This window comes from Pseudomonas saponiphila (genome assembly GCF_900105185.1).
In the GTDB taxonomy this organism is placed as follows: Bacteria; Pseudomonadota; Gammaproteobacteria; order Pseudomonadales; family Pseudomonadaceae; genus Aquipseudomonas; species Aquipseudomonas saponiphila.
In genome coordinates this window covers 3,126,636-3,144,958 of sequence record NZ_FNTJ01000001.1, presented here as the reverse complement: position 1 = coordinate 3,144,958, position 18,323 = coordinate 3,126,636, and the positions used below count along the sequence as shown (strand labels likewise).

Annotated in this window: 16 protein-coding genes and 1 pseudogene; 15 read left to right on the top strand and 2 right to left on the bottom strand. The window is 66.1% G+C overall.

The window, feature by feature from the left end; all coding sequences use genetic code 11:
• Positions 1 to 119: 119 nt before the first annotated feature.
• Together paaX and paaY are read right to left on the bottom strand one after the other, a co-directional pair.
• On the bottom strand, positions 120 to 1,043 hold the full coding sequence (gene paaX / locus BLV47_RS14610; protein ID WP_092314684.1) for a phenylacetic acid degradation operon negative regulatory protein PaaX: 924 nt from the start codon (positions 1,041 to 1,043) through the stop codon (positions 120 to 122).
• A gap of 82 nt (positions 1,044 to 1,125) precedes the next feature.
• Positions 1,126 to 1,719, bottom strand: a complete 594-nt coding sequence (gene paaY, locus BLV47_RS14605; protein ID WP_092314682.1) for a phenylacetic acid degradation protein PaaY — start codon at positions 1,717 to 1,719, stop codon at positions 1,126 to 1,128.
• A 382-nt stretch (positions 1,720 to 2,101) separates the two neighbouring features.
• On the opposite strand from paaY, the gene paaF reads away from it, so the two are divergent.
• From paaF to nhaB, 15 genes and pseudogenes are all read left to right on the top strand, one after another.
• Entirely contained in the window at positions 2,102 to 2,875 is a 774-nt protein-coding gene (paaF, locus tag BLV47_RS14600; RefSeq protein ID WP_092314680.1) for a 2,3-dehydroadipyl-CoA hydratase PaaF, read from the top strand.
• Between the two features lie 46 nt (positions 2,876 to 2,921).
• On the top strand, positions 2,922 to 3,713 hold the full coding sequence (paaG, locus tag BLV47_RS14595) for a 2-(1,2-epoxy-1,2-dihydrophenyl)acetyl-CoA isomerase PaaG (protein ID WP_092314678.1): 792 nt from the start codon (positions 2,922 to 2,924) through the stop codon (positions 3,711 to 3,713).
• A 2-nt stretch (positions 3,714 to 3,715) separates the two neighbouring features.
• Complete coding sequence (gene paaH, locus BLV47_RS14590) at positions 3,716 to 5,233, top strand: 3-hydroxyacyl-CoA dehydrogenase PaaH (protein WP_092314676.1); 1,518 nt, start codon at positions 3,716 to 3,718, stop codon at positions 5,231 to 5,233.
• Entirely contained in the window at positions 5,226 to 5,675 is a 450-nt protein-coding gene (gene paaI / locus BLV47_RS14585; RefSeq protein WP_092314674.1) for a hydroxyphenylacetyl-CoA thioesterase PaaI, read from the top strand. Before paaH ends, paaI begins: the two co-directional genes overlap by 8 nt.
• A complete protein-coding gene (gene pcaF, locus BLV47_RS14580) occupies positions 5,668 to 6,873 on the top strand; it encodes a 3-oxoadipyl-CoA thiolase (protein ID WP_092314672.1) in 1,206 nt (401 codons plus the stop codon). The genes paaI and pcaF overlap by 8 nt, the downstream gene beginning before the upstream one ends.
• Positions 6,874 to 6,954: 81 nt before the next feature.
• Positions 6,955 to 8,273 (top strand): annotated as a pseudogene (gene paaK, locus BLV47_RS14575) (phenylacetate--CoA ligase PaaK).
• Between the two features lie 178 nt (positions 8,274 to 8,451).
• On the top strand, positions 8,452 to 9,441 hold the full coding sequence (gene paaA / locus BLV47_RS14570) for a 1,2-phenylacetyl-CoA epoxidase subunit PaaA (protein WP_092314670.1): 990 nt from the start codon (positions 8,452 to 8,454) through the stop codon (positions 9,439 to 9,441).
• A 30-nt stretch (positions 9,442 to 9,471) separates the two neighbouring features.
• Positions 9,472 to 9,753, top strand: coding sequence for a 1,2-phenylacetyl-CoA epoxidase subunit PaaB (paaB, locus tag BLV47_RS14565; protein ID WP_060843646.1), 282 nt, complete (start codon positions 9,472 to 9,474; stop codon positions 9,751 to 9,753).
• Positions 9,754 to 9,761: 8 nt separating this feature from the next.
• Entirely contained in the window at positions 9,762 to 10,523 is a 762-nt protein-coding gene (gene paaC, locus BLV47_RS14560; protein ID WP_092314668.1) for a 1,2-phenylacetyl-CoA epoxidase subunit PaaC, read from the top strand.
• A complete protein-coding gene (gene paaD / locus BLV47_RS14555; protein ID WP_092314666.1) occupies positions 10,510 to 11,040 on the top strand; it encodes a 1,2-phenylacetyl-CoA epoxidase subunit PaaD in 531 nt (176 codons plus the stop codon). The genes paaC and paaD overlap by 14 nt, the downstream gene beginning before the upstream one ends.
• Positions 11,041 to 11,068: 28 nt before the next feature.
• Positions 11,069 to 12,145 carry a 1,2-phenylacetyl-CoA epoxidase subunit PaaE gene (gene paaE / locus BLV47_RS14550; RefSeq protein ID WP_092314664.1) on the top strand — a complete coding sequence of 359 codons (1,077 nt, stop codon included), beginning with the start codon at positions 11,069 to 11,071 and terminating at the stop codon, positions 12,143 to 12,145.
• A 50-nt stretch (positions 12,146 to 12,195) separates the two neighbouring features.
• Complete coding sequence (locus tag BLV47_RS14545; RefSeq protein ID WP_092314662.1) at positions 12,196 to 12,504, top strand: DUF485 domain-containing protein; 309 nt, start codon at positions 12,196 to 12,198, stop codon at positions 12,502 to 12,504.
• On the top strand, positions 12,501 to 14,147 hold the full coding sequence (locus BLV47_RS14540; protein ID WP_092314661.1) for a cation acetate symporter: 1,647 nt from the start codon (positions 12,501 to 12,503) through the stop codon (positions 14,145 to 14,147). The genes BLV47_RS14545 and BLV47_RS14540 overlap by 4 nt, the downstream gene beginning before the upstream one ends.
• Positions 14,148 to 14,210: 63 nt before the next feature.
• The gene (gene paaZ / locus BLV47_RS14535) at positions 14,211 to 16,265 is read left to right on the top strand and encodes a phenylacetic acid degradation bifunctional protein PaaZ (protein WP_092314659.1); all 2,055 of its coding nucleotides are present in this window, start codon (positions 14,211 to 14,213) and stop codon (positions 16,263 to 16,265) included.
• A gap of 533 nt (positions 16,266 to 16,798) precedes the next feature.
• Positions 16,799 to 18,301, top strand: coding sequence for a sodium/proton antiporter NhaB (gene nhaB / locus BLV47_RS14530; protein WP_092314657.1), 1,503 nt, complete (start codon positions 16,799 to 16,801; stop codon positions 18,299 to 18,301).
• Positions 18,302 to 18,323 lie beyond the last annotated feature (22 nt).

The following is an 18,323-nucleotide window of genomic DNA, read 5'->3' as shown; positions in this document are numbered from 1 at the left end:
CACGCCGCCAACCCTGTTTCTGGCAACTAGCCAGCGCACTTTAGGCGCCTTTGCCGCGCAACCATCCGCCCCATCAACGGATCGCCGAGACTGACCGGCCCGATCAACAAAGCTTGCGCCTAGAGCAGTCCGCCAAAACGCCGGTAGTAGCTCTCGCCGACATCCGGCAGCGGGCCGTCGGCGTTTTCCAGGGCGCTGGCCAGCCATTGCTCGGCCCGGGCCTGGATCAGGCGATAGATATTGCGGCACAGCTGGCGCGCCGCCCGGCCCTCCCAGTCCCCGGGAAGCAGCTCGTCCGGCAACTGCGGATCACGCAGCAACAGCTTGCGGTACTCGTGGATCAGCAGCAGACGGGCCAGGAAACAGTCCTCCGGCTGCAGTTGCTCCTGCTCCCGCAGGGCCTGCCATAGCGGGCGGAACAACTGGATGAACTCGCTGTAATGCGCCGCCAGCTCATCGATGTTCCAACTCTCGCGCACCTGCAGGCGCAGGGCCCTGGAACCCAGGACATCCTCGGCCGTGGTGCTGAAGACAATGGTGTCTTCCAGGGCGCCCAGTTCCTGCAAGGTGGCATTGACGTCGGCGCGATCGCTGCGCGGGCAGGCCAGCAACAGCGGCGACATCGCGGCGAATCCTTGCCATTCCAACTCCTCCCGCACCTGCTTGCGCAACTCCGGTTGCAACTGCGAGAGCATCACCAGGCACCAGGAGCCGTCCCAAGCCGGCACAGCAGCGCTGTACACCCGCTTGAAGGCCTTGTCGAAACGCCGGCGGCCGCTGAGGGTCAGGCTGTAGTAGCTGCGCCGCCCGACCTTTTCGGCGCTCAGCCAGCCCTCCTTGCTCAAACGGAAGATCGAGGTGCGGATCAGTCGCTCGTTGATCCCCATGGGTTCCAGCAGTTGGATCAGGCTACCCAGCCAGACCGTGCCGCCATGGGGCTCGATGGCATCGCCGTACAAGGTGATGATCAGCGAGCTGGCGCGGATCGGGGTCTGTTCCTGAAAGCGTTTGATCAGATGATTCAGTGGCGCGAGGGACGACATGGACGTACCGGACAAAAAGGAAGAAATATAGCGGGTTTCAACGGCCAGCAGCGGCCCGAGCTGGTGATTGCCGCGCTTGGCCTCAAAGACTGTGCTTGGGACGCACCTGGCTACCGGCAAAGCGTGGCCGGTCAGGCTCCACCTGCGGCAGTGGCTCACAGACCTGCATCTGTGCCAGGCAGCGTCGGGTCAGGTGTTGATATTCACGGGTGCCGGCCTGTTTCCAGGCCACCTCCTGATCACTCAAGGTCCGCGTGACCCGAGCCGGCGCGCCCATCACCAGCGACTGCGGCTCACAGACAAAGCCGGCCTTGACGAAAGCCGCCGCCGAAACGAAAGATCGCGCCGCGATAACCGCGTTGTCCATCACCACCGCGTTCATGCCCACCAGCGCATCGGCACCGATCCGGCAGCCATGCAGCACCGCGCCATGGCCGATATGGCCGTTGCGCTCGACCACCGTATCGCTCTCGGGAAAGCCGTGCATGACACAGGTGTCCTGCAGGTTGGCGCCCTCTTCGAGGATGATCCGCCCGAAGTCCCCCCGCAGGCTGGCCAGCGGACCGACATAACAGTGCGGACCGACGATCACATCACCGATCAGCACCGCCGAAGGGTGTACATAAGCACTGGGATCGACCACTGGAGTCAATCCATCGAGGCTGTAACACGTCATGCTCTCCCCCCGCCAAACACTCAAAGACCATCGTTGTAGGAGCCGGCTTGCCGGCGAATGCGGCAGCGCAACAGCGCGACGCGATCAAGCCCATTACAAACCAACAGCGCCGGCATTCTGTATCAGATCATTCTCAGCACACAAGAAGCCGTGGCTGGCCAGCACGCTACATACGGATAACAGCGCAGCCTTCATCCATCGCCTGATCAAGCCAGCCCTTCTGCCCAATCACACCCCATCCTCGGAAAACAATGAGACACATTAAATCTAATCACTATTGATTTTATGTATCACATTTACGATATACTCGGCCAAAACCGGCTCCCCAGCCGATCCAACAATCGAGCCGGCAACCGGCCGCAACCTCCCGAGGAGGTTCACCATGCCTCAACACCTTGCAGTCGAAACCCTGGGCGGCGGTGTTCGCCTGATCACCCTGCAACGTCCGCAAGCCCTCAACGCCCTGACCACCGCCCTGCTGGCGGAGCTGGCGCAAGCCCTGGCAGAAGCCGAGGCCGACCCGCACACCCAGGTCGTGGTCCTGACCGGCAACCGCAAGGCGTTCGCCGCCGGTGCCGACCTCAAGGAAATGGCCGAACGCGACCTGACCGGCATCCTCAACGATCCGCGCCAGTCCAGCTGGGAACAGATCCGCCGCTTCAGCAAACCGCTGATTGCCGCGGTCAACGGCTTCGCTCTCGGTGGCGGCTGCGAGCTGGCCATGCACGCCGACATCATCATCGCGGGCGAGGACGCGCGCTTCGGCCAACCGGAAATCAACCTCGGGATCATGCCCGGCGCCGGCGGCACCCAGCGCCTGCCGCGCACCGTCGGCAAGTCCCTGGCCATGCAGATGGTGCTCACGGGCGAAGCCATAGATGCCCGGCATGCCCTGCGCGCCGGCCTGGTGAGCGAAGTCACCCAGCCGGAGCTGGTGGTCGAGCGCGCCCTGCAACTGGCCCGCCTGATCGCCGGCAAGGCGCCACTGGCGCTGCGCCTGGCCAAGGAAGCACTGCTCAAGGCCATGGACACCGACCTGGCCAGCGGCCTGCGCCTGGAACGCCATGCCTTTACCGTGCTGGCCGGCACCCGCGACCGCGAGGAAGGCATCGCCGCATTCCAGGAAAAACGCCCGGCGCAGTTCTCGGGCCACTGAGAACAACCCGCACCGTCCCTTTCGACCTGCACAGAGTGTCCCGACCATGAACTTCGCCACCCTCTTGTTCTCCATTGACCAGGGCGTCGCCCTTGTCAGCCTCAACCGTCCCGAACAGCTCAACAGCTTCACTGCGCAGATGCACGGCGAGCTGCGCAGCGCCCTCAAGCTGGTGCGCAACAACCCCGAGGTGCGGGTGTTGCTGCTCACCGGCGAAGGCCGCGGCTTCTGCGCCGGGCAGGACCTGGGCGAGCGTAACGTCGCCCCCGGCGAGGCGCCGCCGGACCTGGGGCAATCCATCGAAGCGTTCTACAACCCGCTGATACGCGAGCTGCGCGACCTGCCACTGCCGGTGATCTGCGCGGTCAACGGCGTGGCCGCCGGCGCCGGGGCCAACCTGCCCCTGGCTTGCGATCTGGTGCTGGCGGCGCGCTCCGCGAGCTTTATCCAGGCGTTCTGCAAGCTCGGGCTGATTCCCGATTCCGGCGGCACCTGGCTGCTGCCCCGGCTGGTGGGCATGGCCCGGGCCAAGTCCCTGGCCCTGCTGGGCAATCGCCTGAGCGCCGAACAGGCCGAACAATGGGGGCTGATCCACCGATGCGTGGACGACGACGCGCTGCGGGACGAAGCCCTGCGCCTGGCCCGCCACCTGGCCAGCCAGCCCACCTACGGCCTGGCCCTGATCAAGCGCAGCCTGAATGCCAGCCTGCACAACAGCTTCGACCAGCAGTTGGACCTGGAGCGCGACCTGCAGCGCCTGGCGGGCCGCAGCGAAGACTACCGCGAGGGCGTCAGCGCCTTCATGGAAAAACGCAGCCCCGTCTTCAAGGGGTGCTGAACATGGGCCCACTCAGCCATAACGCACGCATTGCCGTGGTCGGCGCCGGAGCCATGGGGGCCGGCATCGCCCAGGTCGCGGCCCAGGCCGGGCATCCGGTGCTGCTGCTGGACCAGCGGCCGGAAGCGGCGGCCCAGGCCATTGCCGCGATCGACCAGCGGCTCGGCCAGCGGGTACTCAAAGGCAAGCTTGAACAGAGCGCCCTGGAGGACGTCCGCCGCCTGCAAGCGGCGCAGAGCCTGGAGCAACTGGCGGACAGCGACCTGATCATCGAAGCCATCGCCGAGCAGCTGCCGGCCAAACAGCAACTGTTCGCCGAGCTGGAAGCCCTGTGTCGCGCCGACTGCATCCTTGCCAGCAATACCTCTTCCTTGTCGATCACCGCGATTGCCGCCGGCCTGCAACACCCACGGCGCCTGCTGGGGCTGCACTTCTTCAACCCCGCGCCGGTGATGGCCCTGGTGGAGGTGGTGCGCGGGCTGGCCAGCGACCCGGTCCTGGCGGACCGCCTGTACCAGACCATGAGTCGCTGGGGCAAGCATCCGGTGCATAGCCGCTCGACCCCGGGCTTTATCGTCAATCGCGTGGCCCGGCCCTTCTATGGCGAAAGCCTGCGCCTGCTGCAGGAAGGGGCCGCGGACTGCGCCACCCTCGACGCGCTGCTGCGCGAGGCCGGCGGCTTCGCCATGGGCGCCTTCGAACTCACCGACCTGATCGGTCAGGACATCAACTACGCGGTGACCTGCTCGGTGCACGCAGCCTATTACGGTGACCCGCGCTACCAGCCTTCACTGATCCAGAAGGAACTGGTGGACGCCGGCTACCTGGGGCGCAAGAGCGGCCAGGGCTTCTACGCCTACGCCGACGGTGCGCCACGCCCGGCCGCGGCCGGGTTGACCAGCGACGCCGTCATCGAGCACTGCGTGCTCGAGGGCGACCTTGGCTGGGCCGCGCCCCTGGTCCAGCGCCTGGAGAACCAGGGCGTCCGGGTGATCCGCCGCGACGGTCGCGGCCTGCTGCGGGTCGGCGAGGCGATCCTCGCGCCGAGCGACGGTCGCCCGGCCGGCCAACGGGCCCGGGACGAAGGCCTGGGCAACAACCTGGTGCTGTTGGACCTGGCGCTGGACTATCGCCAAGCCAGCCGCCTGGCCGTCAGTTGCTCTGGCGCGATCGCCCCCAAGGCCCTGGACCAGGCCGTCGCCTTGCTGCAACGAGCCGGACTGCAGGTCAGCCGACTCAGCGACACACCGGCCCTGGCCGTATTGCGCACCGTGGCCATGCTCGCCAACGAAGCCGCCGATGCCGTGTTGCAGGGCGTGGCCTCGGCGGCGGATATCGATCTGGCCATGCGCAGCGGGGTCAACTACCCCCAGGGCCCTCTGGCCTGGGCCGACCGGCTGGGCCTGGAACCTCTGCTCAAGGTGCTGGAAAACCTCCAGGGCGCCTATGGCGAGGAGCGCTACCGGCCTTCCCTTCTGCTGCGGCGCTACGCGGCTGAAGGGAGGGGGTTTCATGACTGAGCATGACGCCATGGAACTGGCTCGACGCTGCGCCCAGCGTCTTTTCGAACGCGACCGGGCCAGCAACGCAATGGGCATGCGCCTGCTCTCGGTGGCCCCCGGCGCGGCCCGGCTGGGCATGACCGTGACCCAGGACATGCTCCAGGGCCACGGCACCTGCCACGGCGGCGTGCTCTTCGCCCTCGCCGACTCGGCATTCGCCATGGCCTGCAACAGCTATGACCAAGCCACGGTGGCCATGGGCTGCAGCATCGAATACATCGCGCCGGCGCATCAGGGCGACGCCCTGACCGCCGACTGCCATGAACAGAACCGCCGGGGGCGCACAGGGCACTATGCGGTTCGTATCGAAAACCAGCAGGGACAGCTGATTGCCCTGTTTCAAGGCAAATCCTACAAAGTGCGCGGCCCAGTGCTGACACAGGAGACAGACCATGAATGACGCACTGATCATCGATGCCGTCCGAACCCCGATCGGGCGCTACGCCGGAGCGCTGAGCAGCGTGCGCGCCGATGACCTGGGGGCGATCCCCCTGCGTGAATTGCTGCGCCGCCATCCGCAGGTCGACTGGAGCGAGGTTGACGACCTGATCTACGGCTGCGCCAACCAGGCCGGCGAAGACAACCGCAACGTGGCCCGCATGTCGGCGCTGCTGGCCGGGCTGCCCACCGGCGTATCGGCGGTCACCCTCAATCGGCTGTGCGGCTCCGGGCTGGACGCCGTGGGCAGCGCCGCCCGCGCGATTCGCAGTGGCGAGGCCGGGCTGGTCCTGGCCGGCGGCGTAGAGTCCATGTCCCGGGCGCCGCTGGTGCTGGCCAAGGCCGAAAGCGCCTTCTCGCGCCAGGCCGAGCTGTACGACACCACCCTGGGCTGGCGTTTCGTCAACCCCTTGATGCAGCAGCAGTACGGCATCGATTCGATGGCCGAAACCGCCGAGAACGTCGCCGAGCAGTTCAACATCTCCCGCGCCGACCAGGACGCCTTCGCCCTGCGCAGCCAGCTGCGGGCCTGCGCGGCCCAGGCCAGTGGCCGCCTGGCCCGGGAGATCGTCACGGTGAGCATTGCCCAGCGCAAAGGCCCGCCGTTGGAGATCGCCGTGGATGAGCACCCGCGGGCCGCAACCACCCTGGAGCAGTTGCAGAAACTGCCGACGCCCTTCCGCCGTGATGGCAGCGTCACTGCCGGCAACGCCTCGGGACTCAACGACGGCGCCTGCGCCCTGCTGCTGGCCAGTCCGGCCCTGGCCCAGCGCCATGACCTGCGGCCCCGGGGCCGGGTGGTGGCGATGGCCACCGCCGGGGTCGAGCCCAGGATCATGGGCATCGGCCCGGTGCCAGCCTGTCGCAAGGTGCTGGACCTGGCCCAGCTCAGCCTGGCGGACCTGGACGTCATCGAGCTCAACGAGGCCTTTGCCGCCCAGGCCCTGGCGGTGCTGCGCGAACTGGGGCTGGCGGACGACGATCCGCGGGTCAACCCCAACGGCGGCGCCATTGCCCTGGGGCATCCCCTGGGCATGAGCGGCGCGCGGCTGGTGACCACCGCCCTGCACGAACTGGAGCAGCGTCAGGGACGTTATGCCCTGTGCACCATGTGCATCGGGGTCGGCCAAGGCATTGCCCTGATCATCGAGAGGCTGTAACTACTTCAGGACTTCATCCCTGCATGCACTCAGAACCCGCCTACCGGCGCGTGACAAGACAACAACAATTCGAGTGAAACCATGAACATGCCGATTGCCCGAACCGTGCCCGCCCCCCTGCTGGACCCGATGGAAACCGCCAGCATCGACCAGTTGCGCCAGCATCAACTGGAGCGCCTGCGCTGGAGCCTCAACCATGCCTACGAGCGGGTGCCCCTGTATCGCCAGCGCTTCGACGCCCAGGGCGTGCACCCCCAGGACATCCGCCGCCTGGAAGACCTGGCGCAACTGCCCTTCACCACCAAGTCCGACCTGCGGGACCACTATCCCTACGGCATGTTCGCGGTGCCGATGCACGAGGTGGTGCGCCTGCACGCCTCCAGTGGCACCACCGGCAAGCCCACGGTGGTCGGCTACACCCGCAACGACATCGACACCTGGGCCCAGGTAGTGGCGCGCTCGATCCGCGCCGCCGGCGGCCGGCCGGGGGACAAGGTGCATATTTCCTACGGCTACGGCCTGTTCACTGGCGGCCTGGGAGCGCACTACGGCGCCGAACGCCTGGGCTGTACGGTGATCCCCATGTCCGGCGGCCAGACCGAAAAGCAGGTGCAACTGATCAAGGATTTCCAGCCGGACATCATCATGGTCACGCCCTCCTACATGCTCAACATCGCCGACGAGATCGAACGCCAGGGCCTGGACCCGCAGCAACTGGCGCTGCGCCTGGGCATCTTCGGCGCCGAGCCCTGGACCGATGAACTGCGCGGCGCCATCGAGCGGCGCCTGGGCATCAGCGCCCTGGACATCTACGGACTGTCGGAAATCATTGGCCCCGGGGTGGCCATGGAATGCGCCGAAACCCGCGACGGACCGACCCTGTGGGAAGACCACTTCTATCCAGAGATCATCGATCCGCTGACCGGCCAGGTGCTGCCCGATGGGGAAATGGGCGAACTGGTGCTCACCTCCCTGACCAAGGAGGCGCTGCCGATGATCCGCTACCGCACCCGCGACCTGACCCGCCTGCTACCGGGAACCGCACGCCCCATGCGGCGCATCGACAAGATCACCGGGCGCAGCGACGACATGCTGATCATTCGCGGGGTCAACGTGTTCCCCACCCAGGTCGAGGAGCTGGTGCTCAAGGCCGAGCACCTGGCGCCCTGCTATGAGATCCACCTGTACCGCCACGGCAATCTCGACAGCGTCGACATCCACGTCGAGCTCAAGAGCGAGCACCAGCACCTGGGGACCAGCAACAACGGACCATCTGCAGCGAACTGAGTCGCCACATAAAGAACCATATCGGCATCAGCTCGCGTATCGTTTTGCAGCCACCGTTCAGCCTGAAGCGTTCCGAAGGCAAGGCCTGCCGAGTGCTCGACAAGCGCAAGTAGCGATTAGCCATACCCTCTGCCCCGTGATGACGGGGCTTTTTTTTTGCCCGGAGAAACAGCGTGCCGGCAAAGCGATACACAAACCAAACATGACACGTTATTTTGTGTTTGATATTTATTTGTGTATCACATATAAACATCACAGCCTCACCCACACCTTCAACCCGGGAGACACTGCATGTACGCACAGCTGGTAGACACGGGGGTCAAGCGCATCACGCCGCTGGCAGAAATGTCCGAGCAGGAACGCACCTTCCAGGAAAAAATCGATAGCGAGATCAAGATCGAGGCCAAGAACTGGATGCCCGATGCCTACCGCCAGACGCTGATCCGGCAGATCTCCCAGCACGCCCACTCGGAAATCGTCGGCATGCTGCCCGAAGGCAACTGGGTGACCCGCGCCCCGACCCTCAAGCGCAAGCTGCAACTGATGGCCAAGATCCAGGACGAAGCCGGCCACGGCCTGTACCTGTACAGCGCCATGGAAACCCTGGGCGCCGACCGCGACGAGGAAATCGCCAAGCTCCACAGCGGCCGCGCCAAGTACTCGAGCATCTTCAACTACCCGACCCTGAACTGGGCCGACATGGGTGCGGTGGGCTGGCTGGTGGACGGTGCCGCCATCGTCAACCAGGTGGTGCTGCAGCGCACCTCCTACGGCCCCTATGCCCGGGCCATGGTGCGCATCTGCAAGGAAGAGAGCTTTCACCAGCGCCAGGGCTACGAAATCCTCCTGACCATGATGCGCGAGGGCAACCAGGCGCAGAGGGACATGGTCCAGGATGCCATCGACCGCCTATGGTGGCCGGCCCTGATGATGTTCGGCCCCAGCGACGAACACTCCCCTAACAGCGCCCAGTCCATGGCCTGGAAGATCAAGCGCCAGAGCAACGACGAACTGCGCCAGCGCTTCATCGACCAGACCATCCCGCAGCTGGAGCTGCTGGGCTGTACCTGCCCCGACCCGGAGCTGAAGTGGAACGCCGAGCGCGGCCACTACGACTTCGGCCAGATCCAGTGGCAGGAATTCTACGAGGTGCTCAAGGGCAATGGCCCATGCAACCAGGAGCGCCTGGAAACCCGCCGCAAAGCCATCGACGACGGCGCCTGGGTGCGGGCCGCCGCCGTGGCCCATGCCCAGAAGAAAGCCAACAAGAACGCCGCCTGAGCGCGCCCAGCCTGATCCGGAGTCAATGCCATGTCTGAATGGACCCTTTACGAAGTCTTCGTGCGCAGCAAGCACGGTCTCAATCACAAGCATGTCGGCAGCGTGCACGCCGCCGACGCCGCCATGGCCATGACCAACGCCCGGGACCTCTACACCCGGCGCAGCGAAGGCGTGAGCCTGTGGGTGGTGCCCTCGGCGCAGATCGTCGCCTCCTCCCCGGATGACAAGGATCCGCTGTTCGACCCCGCCGACGACAAGGTCTACCGCCACGCCAGCTTCTATCAGCTGCCCCCTGAAGTCGGACATATGTGAGGCCAGCCATGAACCCTGCAAACGATCTGATCAACCCCCTGCTGCGCCTCGGCGACAGCGCCCTGATCCAGGGCCAGCGCCTGTGCGAATGGTGCGGCCGGGCCCCGGCCCTGGAAGAAGAGCTGGCGCTGATGAACGTCGGCCTCGATCTGGTGGGCCAGGCCCGCAACTGGCTGGACTACGCCGCCGAACTACTGGCCGATGGCCGCGACGCCGATCACCTGGCGTTCCGCCGGGACGAGCGGGCCTACCGCAATCTGCTGCTGGTGGAGCAGCCCAATGGCGATTTCGCGGTGACCCTGCTCAAGCAGTTCTTCTACGACGCCTGGCACCTGGAAACCCTCAAGGGCCTGAGCCAGTCGGCGGATGAGCGGATGGCCGGAATCGCCGCCAAGGCCCTCAAGGAGGTCACCTATCACCTGCGGCGCTCCAGCGAATGGGTCGAGCGCCTGGGCGACGGCACCGAGGAAAGCCACCAGCGCATGCTCCAGGCGCTCCCGCGGCTGTGGCGCTTCACCGGCGAGCTGGTCGAGCAGCACGCCACGGAAATCGAGCTGCACCGGGCTGGCCTGTGGGCCGATCCGGCCCAGGTGGCCGAGGCCTGGCGCGCCAGTGTCGAAAGCCTCTTCGCCCGGGCCACCCTGCCCGTGCCCGAGGCGCCGAGCCATTTCTACCTGGATGCACGCCGGGGCCTGCACACCGAGCACCTGGGCCCACTGCTGGCCGAGATGCAATTCCTGCCGAGGGCCTACCCCGATGCGGTCTGGTGAACTGATCGGCAGCGACCAGGGCGCAAGGGACCTGCAACAGGGCGACCTGGACCTGGCCTGGAGCACCCTGGATCAGGTCATGGACCCGGAAGTGCCGGTGGTCAGCGTGCTCGACCTGGGCATCGTCCGCGACCTGGACTGGCAGGCCGGCCATCTGCAGGTGGCGCTCACTCCCACCTACTCCGGCTGCCCGGCCACCGAGGTGATCGAGCACGACATTCGCCAGGCCCTGGAACAGGCCGGCTTCAAGGCCCCGCGCCTGGTGCGCCAACTGACCCCGGCCTGGACCACCGACTGGATCACCGAGCGCGGTCGCCAGCGCCTGCGGGCCTACGGCATCGCGCCGCCCTCGGGCAGCAGCAAGCGCAGCCTGCTGGGGGACGCGCCCCAGGTGCTCTGCCCGCAATGCGGCAGCGCCCACAGCGAGCGCCTCAGCGAGTTCGGCTCCACTGCCTGCAAGGCCTTGTACCGCTGCCGCGACTGCCTGGAACCCTTCGACTATTTCAAGTGCATCTGAGCCGCCCGCGCCTCAGAGGAGAATCAGCATGAGCCAGTTCCACCGCTTGACCATCAAGGATGTACGCAGCGAAACCCGCGACGCGGTGTCCATCGCCTTCGAGATTCCCCCGCACCTGCAAGCGCAGTTCCACTTCACCCAGGGCCAGCATCTGGTGCTGCGCACCGAACTGGAAGGCGAGGAAGTCCGCCGCTCCTACTCCATCTGCAGCGGGGTGAATGACGACGAGCTGCGCATCGCGGTGAAACGCGTCAGCGGCGGACGCTTTTCGGCCTTCGCCAACGAACGGCTCAAGCCCGGCCAGTCGCTGGAGGTCATGCCTCCGGCCGGCCGCTTCCATGTCGATCTGGAGCCGAGCCGTCGCGGCCACTACCTGGCGGTGGCCGCGGGCAGCGGCATCACGCCGATCCTGTCGATCATCAAGAGCACCCTTGAGGGCGAGCCGCTGAGTCGCATCACCCTGCTCTACGGCAACCGTTCCAGCGCCTCGGCGCTGTTTCGCGAACAGCTGGAGGACTTGAAGAACCGCTATCTGCAGCGCCTGAACCTGGTGTTCGTGTTCAGTCGCGAACAGCAGGACATCGACCTCTACAACGGCCGCATCAACCAGGACAAATGCCGGCAGCTGTTTTCCCGCTGGGTCGATGTCGGGCAACTGGACGCGGCCTTCATCTGCGGCCCCCAGGCCATGACCGAAACCGTGCGCGACAGCCTCAAGGCCGCCGGGATGAGCGCCGAGCGCATCCACTTCGAGCTGTTCCATGCCGCCGGCGACCAGCACAAGCGCCAGGCCCGGGAGGCCGCCCGCGCCCTCGACCCGCAAGTCAGCCGGGTCACCGTGATCAGCGATGGCCGGGCCCTGGCCTTCGACCTGCCGCGCAACAGCCAGAGCCTGCTGGATGCCGGCAACGCCCAGGGCGCCGAGCTGCCGTATTCGTGCAAGGCCGGGGTCTGCTCCACCTGCAAGTGCAAGGTCATCGAAGGCGAGGTGGAAATGGACAGCAACCACGCCCTGGAAGACTACGAAGTGGCGGCCGGTTACGTGCTCTCCTGCCAGTCCTTTCCCCTCAGCGACACGGTGGTCCTGGACTTCGACCAGCCGTGAGCCAAGCGTCGCTACGCGTGCCCCAGAACAACAACAAGAGAGAACAGCTCATGAGCCCGCAAGAAATAGATCGCATCACCCGCCACCCGGACTTTATCCAGCTGGTCCGGCGCAAGCAGCGACTCTACTGGTCCCTGACCCTGGTCATGCTCCTGGCCTACTACGGCTTCGTCTTGCTGGTGGCCTTCAATCCCGCCCTGCTGGGCCGCTCGCTGTCCGGCGGGGCCACCAGTGTCGGCATGCCGGTGGGCGTGGCGATGATCGTCCTGGCCTTTGCCCTCACCGGTCTTTATGTGTATCGGAGCAACCGGCTGCTGGACCCGCTGAACGACAGACTCAAGCGCGAGTGCCGGTCATGAAGCGCCTTGCAGGAGCCTTCCTGCTGCCCTGCCTGCTGGCCGGGGACCTGGCCCTGGCCGCCGACGACAGCGCCCGCCCGCTGAACTGGAACGCCATCGGCATGTTCCTGGTGTTCGTCCTGCTGACCCTGGGGATCACTCGCTGGGCCGCCCTGCGCACCCGCTCGGCCAAGGATTTCTACACCGCCGGCGGCGGCATGAGCGGCCTGCAGAACGGCCTGGCGATTGCCGGTGACATGATCTCCGCGGCGTCTTTCCTGGGCATCTCGGCGATGATGTTTCTCAACGGCTACGACGGCCTGCTGTACGCCCTCGGGGTGCTGGCCGGCTGGCCGATCATCCTGTTCCTGATCGCCGAACGCCTGCGCAACCTGGGCACCTACACCTTCGCCGACGTGGTGTCCTATCGCCTGGCCCAGACTCCGGTACGCCTGACCTCGGCCTTCGGCACCCTGACCGTGGCCCTGATGTACCTGGTGGCACAGATGGTCGGCGCCGGCAAGCTGATCGAACTGCTGTTCGGCCTCAGTTACCTCCACGCGGTGATGCTGGTGGGCCTGCTGATGGTCTGCTACGTGACCTTCGGCGGCATGCTGGCCACCACCTGGGTGCAGATCATCAAGGCGGTGATGCTGCTCTCGGGCACCAGTTTCATGGCCTTCATGGTGCTCAGGCATTTTGGCTTCAGCACCGAGGCGCTGTTCGCCCGAGCCAGTGAGGTACACGCCAAAGGCAGCGCGATCATGGCCCCCGGCGGGCTGTTGTCGAACCCCGTGGACGCCATTTCCCTGGGGCTGGGGATGATGTTCGGCACCGCCGGGCTGCCCCATATCCTCATGCGCTTCTTCACCGTCAGCGACGCCCGGGAAGCGCGCAAGAGCGTGCTCTATGCCACCGGTTTCATCGGCTACTTCTATCTGTTGCTGATCGTGGTCGGCTTCGGCGCGATCGTCATGGTCGGCAGCGAGCCTGCGTATCGCGACGCCAGCGGCGCGATCATCGGCGGCGCCAACATGATCGCGGTGCACCTGGCCCAGGCGGTGGGCGGCAACCTGTTCCTGGGTTTCATCTCGGCCGTGGCCTTCGCCACCATCCTCGCGGTGGTGGCCGGGCTGGCGCTGTCCGGCGCCTCGGCGGTGTCCCACGACCTGTATGCCTGCGTGATGCGCCAAGGCCAGGCCAGCACCCAGCAGGAAATGCGCGTCTCGAAGATCGCCACCCTGTGCATCGGCGTCCTGGCGGTGCTGCTGGGGCTGTTGTTCGAATCGCAGAACATCGCCTTTCTCTCGGGGCTGGTGCTGGCGATTGCCGCGTCGGTGAATTTCCCCGTGCTGTTTCTTTCCATGTTCTGGAAAGGCCTGACCACCCGGGGCGCGGTGGGCGGCAGCCTGGCCGGGCTGATCTCGGCGATTGTCCTGCTGATCCTCAGCCCGGCGGTCTGGGTCAATGTGCTGCACCACCCCCAGGCGCTGTTTCCCTACGCCAACCCGGCGCTGTTCTCCATGAGCCTGGCGTTCTTCACGGCCTGGGCCTTGTCCATCAGCGACCGCTCGCCCCGGGCCGAGCTGGAGCGCGGCCGCTACCTGGCGCAGTTCATCCGGTCCATGACCGGCATCGGCGCTGGCGGCGCCAGCCATCACTGAGTTGCCTCCCGGCGCCCGCTACGGTGCGCCGGCCCTCAACTGACCTTTCGGAGCCTTTCTCCCATGCCACAGTCTCCTACCCTGCAAAGCTTTATCGGCGGCCGCTGGATCGGCCAGCACCCGGCCCAGGCCTTGCGCAGCGCCATCGACGGCCATGAAGTGGCGCGCACCCATGAAGAGCCCCTGGATTTCGCCGAAGCGCTGCAACATGGCCGCGTGAACGGCGCCCGAGCCCTGCTGGCCGTGGACTTCCAGGAACGCGCCCGGCGCCTCAAGGCCCTGGCGCTGTACCTTGGTGAACGCAAGGAACAGCTGTACGCCCTGTCCCACCACAGCGGCGCGACCCGGGCCGACAGCTGGATCGACATCGAGGGCGGCAACAGCACCCTGTTCAGCTATGCCGGGCTCGGCGCCCGCGAGCTGCCCTCGGGCAACCTGCTGCACGAAGGCCCGGCGCAGACCCTGAGCAAGCTCGGCAGTTTTGCCGGCACCCATATCCTGGTGCCCCGTGGCGGCGTGGCGGTGCACATCAACGCCTTCAACTTTCCCATCTGGGGGATGCTGGAAAAGTTCGCCCCCTGCTTCCTCGCCGGCATGCCCTGCATCGTCAAGCCGGCCAGTGCCACCAGCTACCTGACCGAGGCCGCGGTGCGCCTGATGCATGAGTCCGGCCTGTTGCCCGAAGGCAGCCTGCAACTGGTGATCGGCGGCACCGGCGATCTGCTGGATCGCTTGCAAGGCCAGGACCTGGTGACCTTCACCGGCTCGGCGGTCACCGCCGCCACGCTGCGGGCCAACCCCAACCTGATCCGCCACTCGGTGCCCTTCAACGCCGAGGCCGATTCGCTGAACTGCGCGATCCTGGCCCCGGACGTAACTCCGGACGACCCGGAATTCGAGCTGTTCATCAAGGAAGTGGTGCGGGAAATGACGGTCAAGGCCGGACAGAAATGTACCGCCATCCGCCGCGCCATGGTTCCGGCCAAGCAGTTGGACGCCGTGGCCACGGGCTTGCGCGAGCGTCTGTCGAAGGTGGTGGTCGGCGATCCATCGGTGGAAGGTGTGCGCATGGGCGCCCTGGCCTCCCACGCGCAACAGCGGGATGTGGCCGAGCGCCTGGAAAGCCTGCTGCACAGCAGCGACCTGTTGTTCGGCGCCCGGGACGGCTTCGAACCCCGGGGCGACAACGTCAGCCAGGGCGCGTTCTTTGCCCCGACCCTGTTGTTGACCCGTGATCCCCTGGCCCAGGGCGGCGCCCACGATATCGAGGCCTTTGGCCCGGTCAGCAGCCTGATGGCCTACGACGATCTGGACCAGGCCCTGGAACTGGCCGCCCGCGGCAAGGGCAGCCTGGTGGCCAGCCTGGTGACCAAGGACCCGGGCATCGCCGCCCAGGTCATTCCCCGGGCTGCCAGCTGGCACGGCCGCTTGCTGGTCCTGGACCGCGAGTGCGCCGGCGAATCCACCGGTCACGGCTCGCCGCTGCCGCAACTCAAGCACGGTGGCCCGGGTCGCGCCGGCGGCGGTGAAGAGCTGGGCGGCCTGCGGGCGGTCAAGCACTACCTGCAGCGGGCCGCGGTGCAGGGTTCCCCGAGCATGCTGGCGGCAGTGACCGGCGAATACCTGCGCGGCGCCAAGGTCATCGAAACCGAGGTCCACCCGTTCCGCCGGCACTTCCAGGACCTGCGCATCGGCGAATCCCTGCTGACCCACCGGCGCACCGTGACCGAGGCCGACCTGGTGAACTTCGGCTGCCTGTCGGGGGACCACTTCTATATGCACTTCGACGAGATCGCCGCCAAAGAGTCGCAGTTCGGCAAGCGCATTGCCCACGGCTACTTCGTACTTTCGGCGGCGGCCGGCCTGTTCGTTTCCCCGGGGCCGGGCCCGGTCCTGGCCAACTATGGCCTGGACACCCTGCGCTTCATCAGCCCGGTGGGGATTGGCGACACCCTGCAGGCGCGCCTGACCTGCAAGCGCAAGATCGACCAGGGCAAACAGAGCCCCCAGGGCACGCCACAAGGAGTGGTGGCCTGGGACGTGGAAGTGACCAACCAACTGGGTGAACTGGTGGCCAGCTACGACATCCTGACCCTGGTCGCCAAACGCCCCGACTAAACCCCGCCCCATGTACGCGCCGGCTTGCCAGCTCAGGCGTCCTTGAGCACTGCGCAAGGCTCAAAGGCCCCTTCGCCGGCAAGCCGGCTCCTACGGCAAGCGACAGATGCGGCCGTACCTGTAGGAGCTGGCTCGCCAGCGAAGGCGCCCTTGAACAATGCACAAGACCCATCGGTCCCTTCGCCGGCAAGCCGGCTCCTACGGCAAGCGACAGATGCGGCCATGCCTGTAGGAGCTGGCTCGCCAGCGAAGGCGTCCTTGAACAATGCACAAGGCCCATCGGCCCTTTCGCCGGCAAGCCGACTCCTACGGCAAGAGCAAGATGCGGCTGTACCTGTAGGAGCTGGCTCGCCAGCGAAGGCGCCCTTGAACAATGCACAAACCCCATCGCCCCCTTCACCGGCAAGCCTGCCCCGCAATGGTTGGTGGCAGGTCGTTTGGGTCGTGGAGATTGTCGCAAAAGATTTCATCAATTCTTGATTCTCAATTCGCCATGCGGCAAGTTGCGCGCTTCTCAACACAAGGAGCAGCCCATGTCCGGCTCAATGGCCCAGGCGTTTGCGCACAATTTTCTCGGCCAGTCCCCTCGTTGGTACAAGGCCAGCATCCTCGCCTTCCTGCTGCTCAATCCCTTGCTGTACGTCTGGGTCAGCCCGGCCGCGGCCGGATGGTGCCTGGTGATCGAGTTCATCTTCACCCTGGCCATGGCCCTCAAGTGCTACCCATTGATGCCCGGTGGCCTGCTGTTGGTGGAGGCGCTGCTGCTGGGCATGGCCACGCCCCAGGCCCTGTACGACGAGCTGGTGCACAACTTCCCGGTGATCCTGCTGCTGATGTTCATGGTGGCCGGCATCTATTTCATGAAGGAGTTGCTGCTGTTCCTGTTCTCCCGGCTACTGCTGGGGGTGCGTTCCAAAGCGCTGCTGGGCTTGCTGTTCTGCTTTCTGTCGGCCTTTCTCTCGGCCTTCCTCGACGCCCTGACCGTCACCGCGGTGATCATCAGCGCCGCCGTGGGCTTCTACTCGGTGTACCACCGGGTGGCCTCCGGCAATGACCCGCGCCAGGACAGCGCCTTTGCCGATGACCAGCATCTGCCAACCCTGCATCACGACGACCTGCAGCAGTTCCGCGCCTTTCTGCGCAGCCTGTTGATGCACGGCGCCGTGGGCACGGCCCTGGGTGGCGTGTGCACCCTGGTGGGTGAACCACAGAACCTGTTGATCGGCCATGAAATGGGCTGGCACTTCGCCGAGTTCCTGAGCAAGGTGGCGCCGGTTTCAATGCCAGTGCTGGCGGCGGGGCTGGTGACCTGCGTGCTGCTGGAGAAACTGCGCTGGTTCGGTTACGGCACCCTGCTGCCGGACAACGTGCGTCGGGTACTGGCCAACTACGCTGCCGAGGACGATGCCCAGCGCACCTCGCGCCAGCGTGCGGCGCTGCTGGTGCAAGGGCTGGCGGCCTTGATCCTGATTGTCGGCCTGGCCCTGCACGTGGCCGAGGTCGGCCTGATCGGGCTGCTGGTGATCGTGCTGATCACCGCCTTCACCGGGATTACCGATGAGCACCGGCTGGGCAACGCCTTCAAGGACGCCATGCCCTTCACCGCCCTGCTGGTGGTGTTCTTTGCCGTGGTCGCGGTGATTCACCAGCAGCAACTGTTCGTGCCGCTGATCCAGTGGGTGCTGGCGCTGCCGCAGGAGCAGCAACCGGGCATGCTGTTCATCGCCAATGGCCTGCTGTCGGCCATCAGCGACAACGTGTTCGTCGCCACCATCTACATCACCGAAGTGAAACGCGCCTTTGTCGCCGGACAGATGAGCCGGGAGCACTTCGAAACCCTGGCGATCGCCATCAACACCGGCACCAACCTGCCCAGCGTAGCCACGCCCAACGGCCAGGCGGCGTTCCTGTTCCTGCTGACGTCGGCGATTGCGCCGCTGGTGCGCCTGTCCTACGGCCGCATGGTGTGGATGGCCCTGCCCTACACCGTGGTCATGGGCCTGCTGGGCTGGTACGCGGTGAGCTACTGGCTGTAGGCGCGGCCTGCATGTTGCGGCG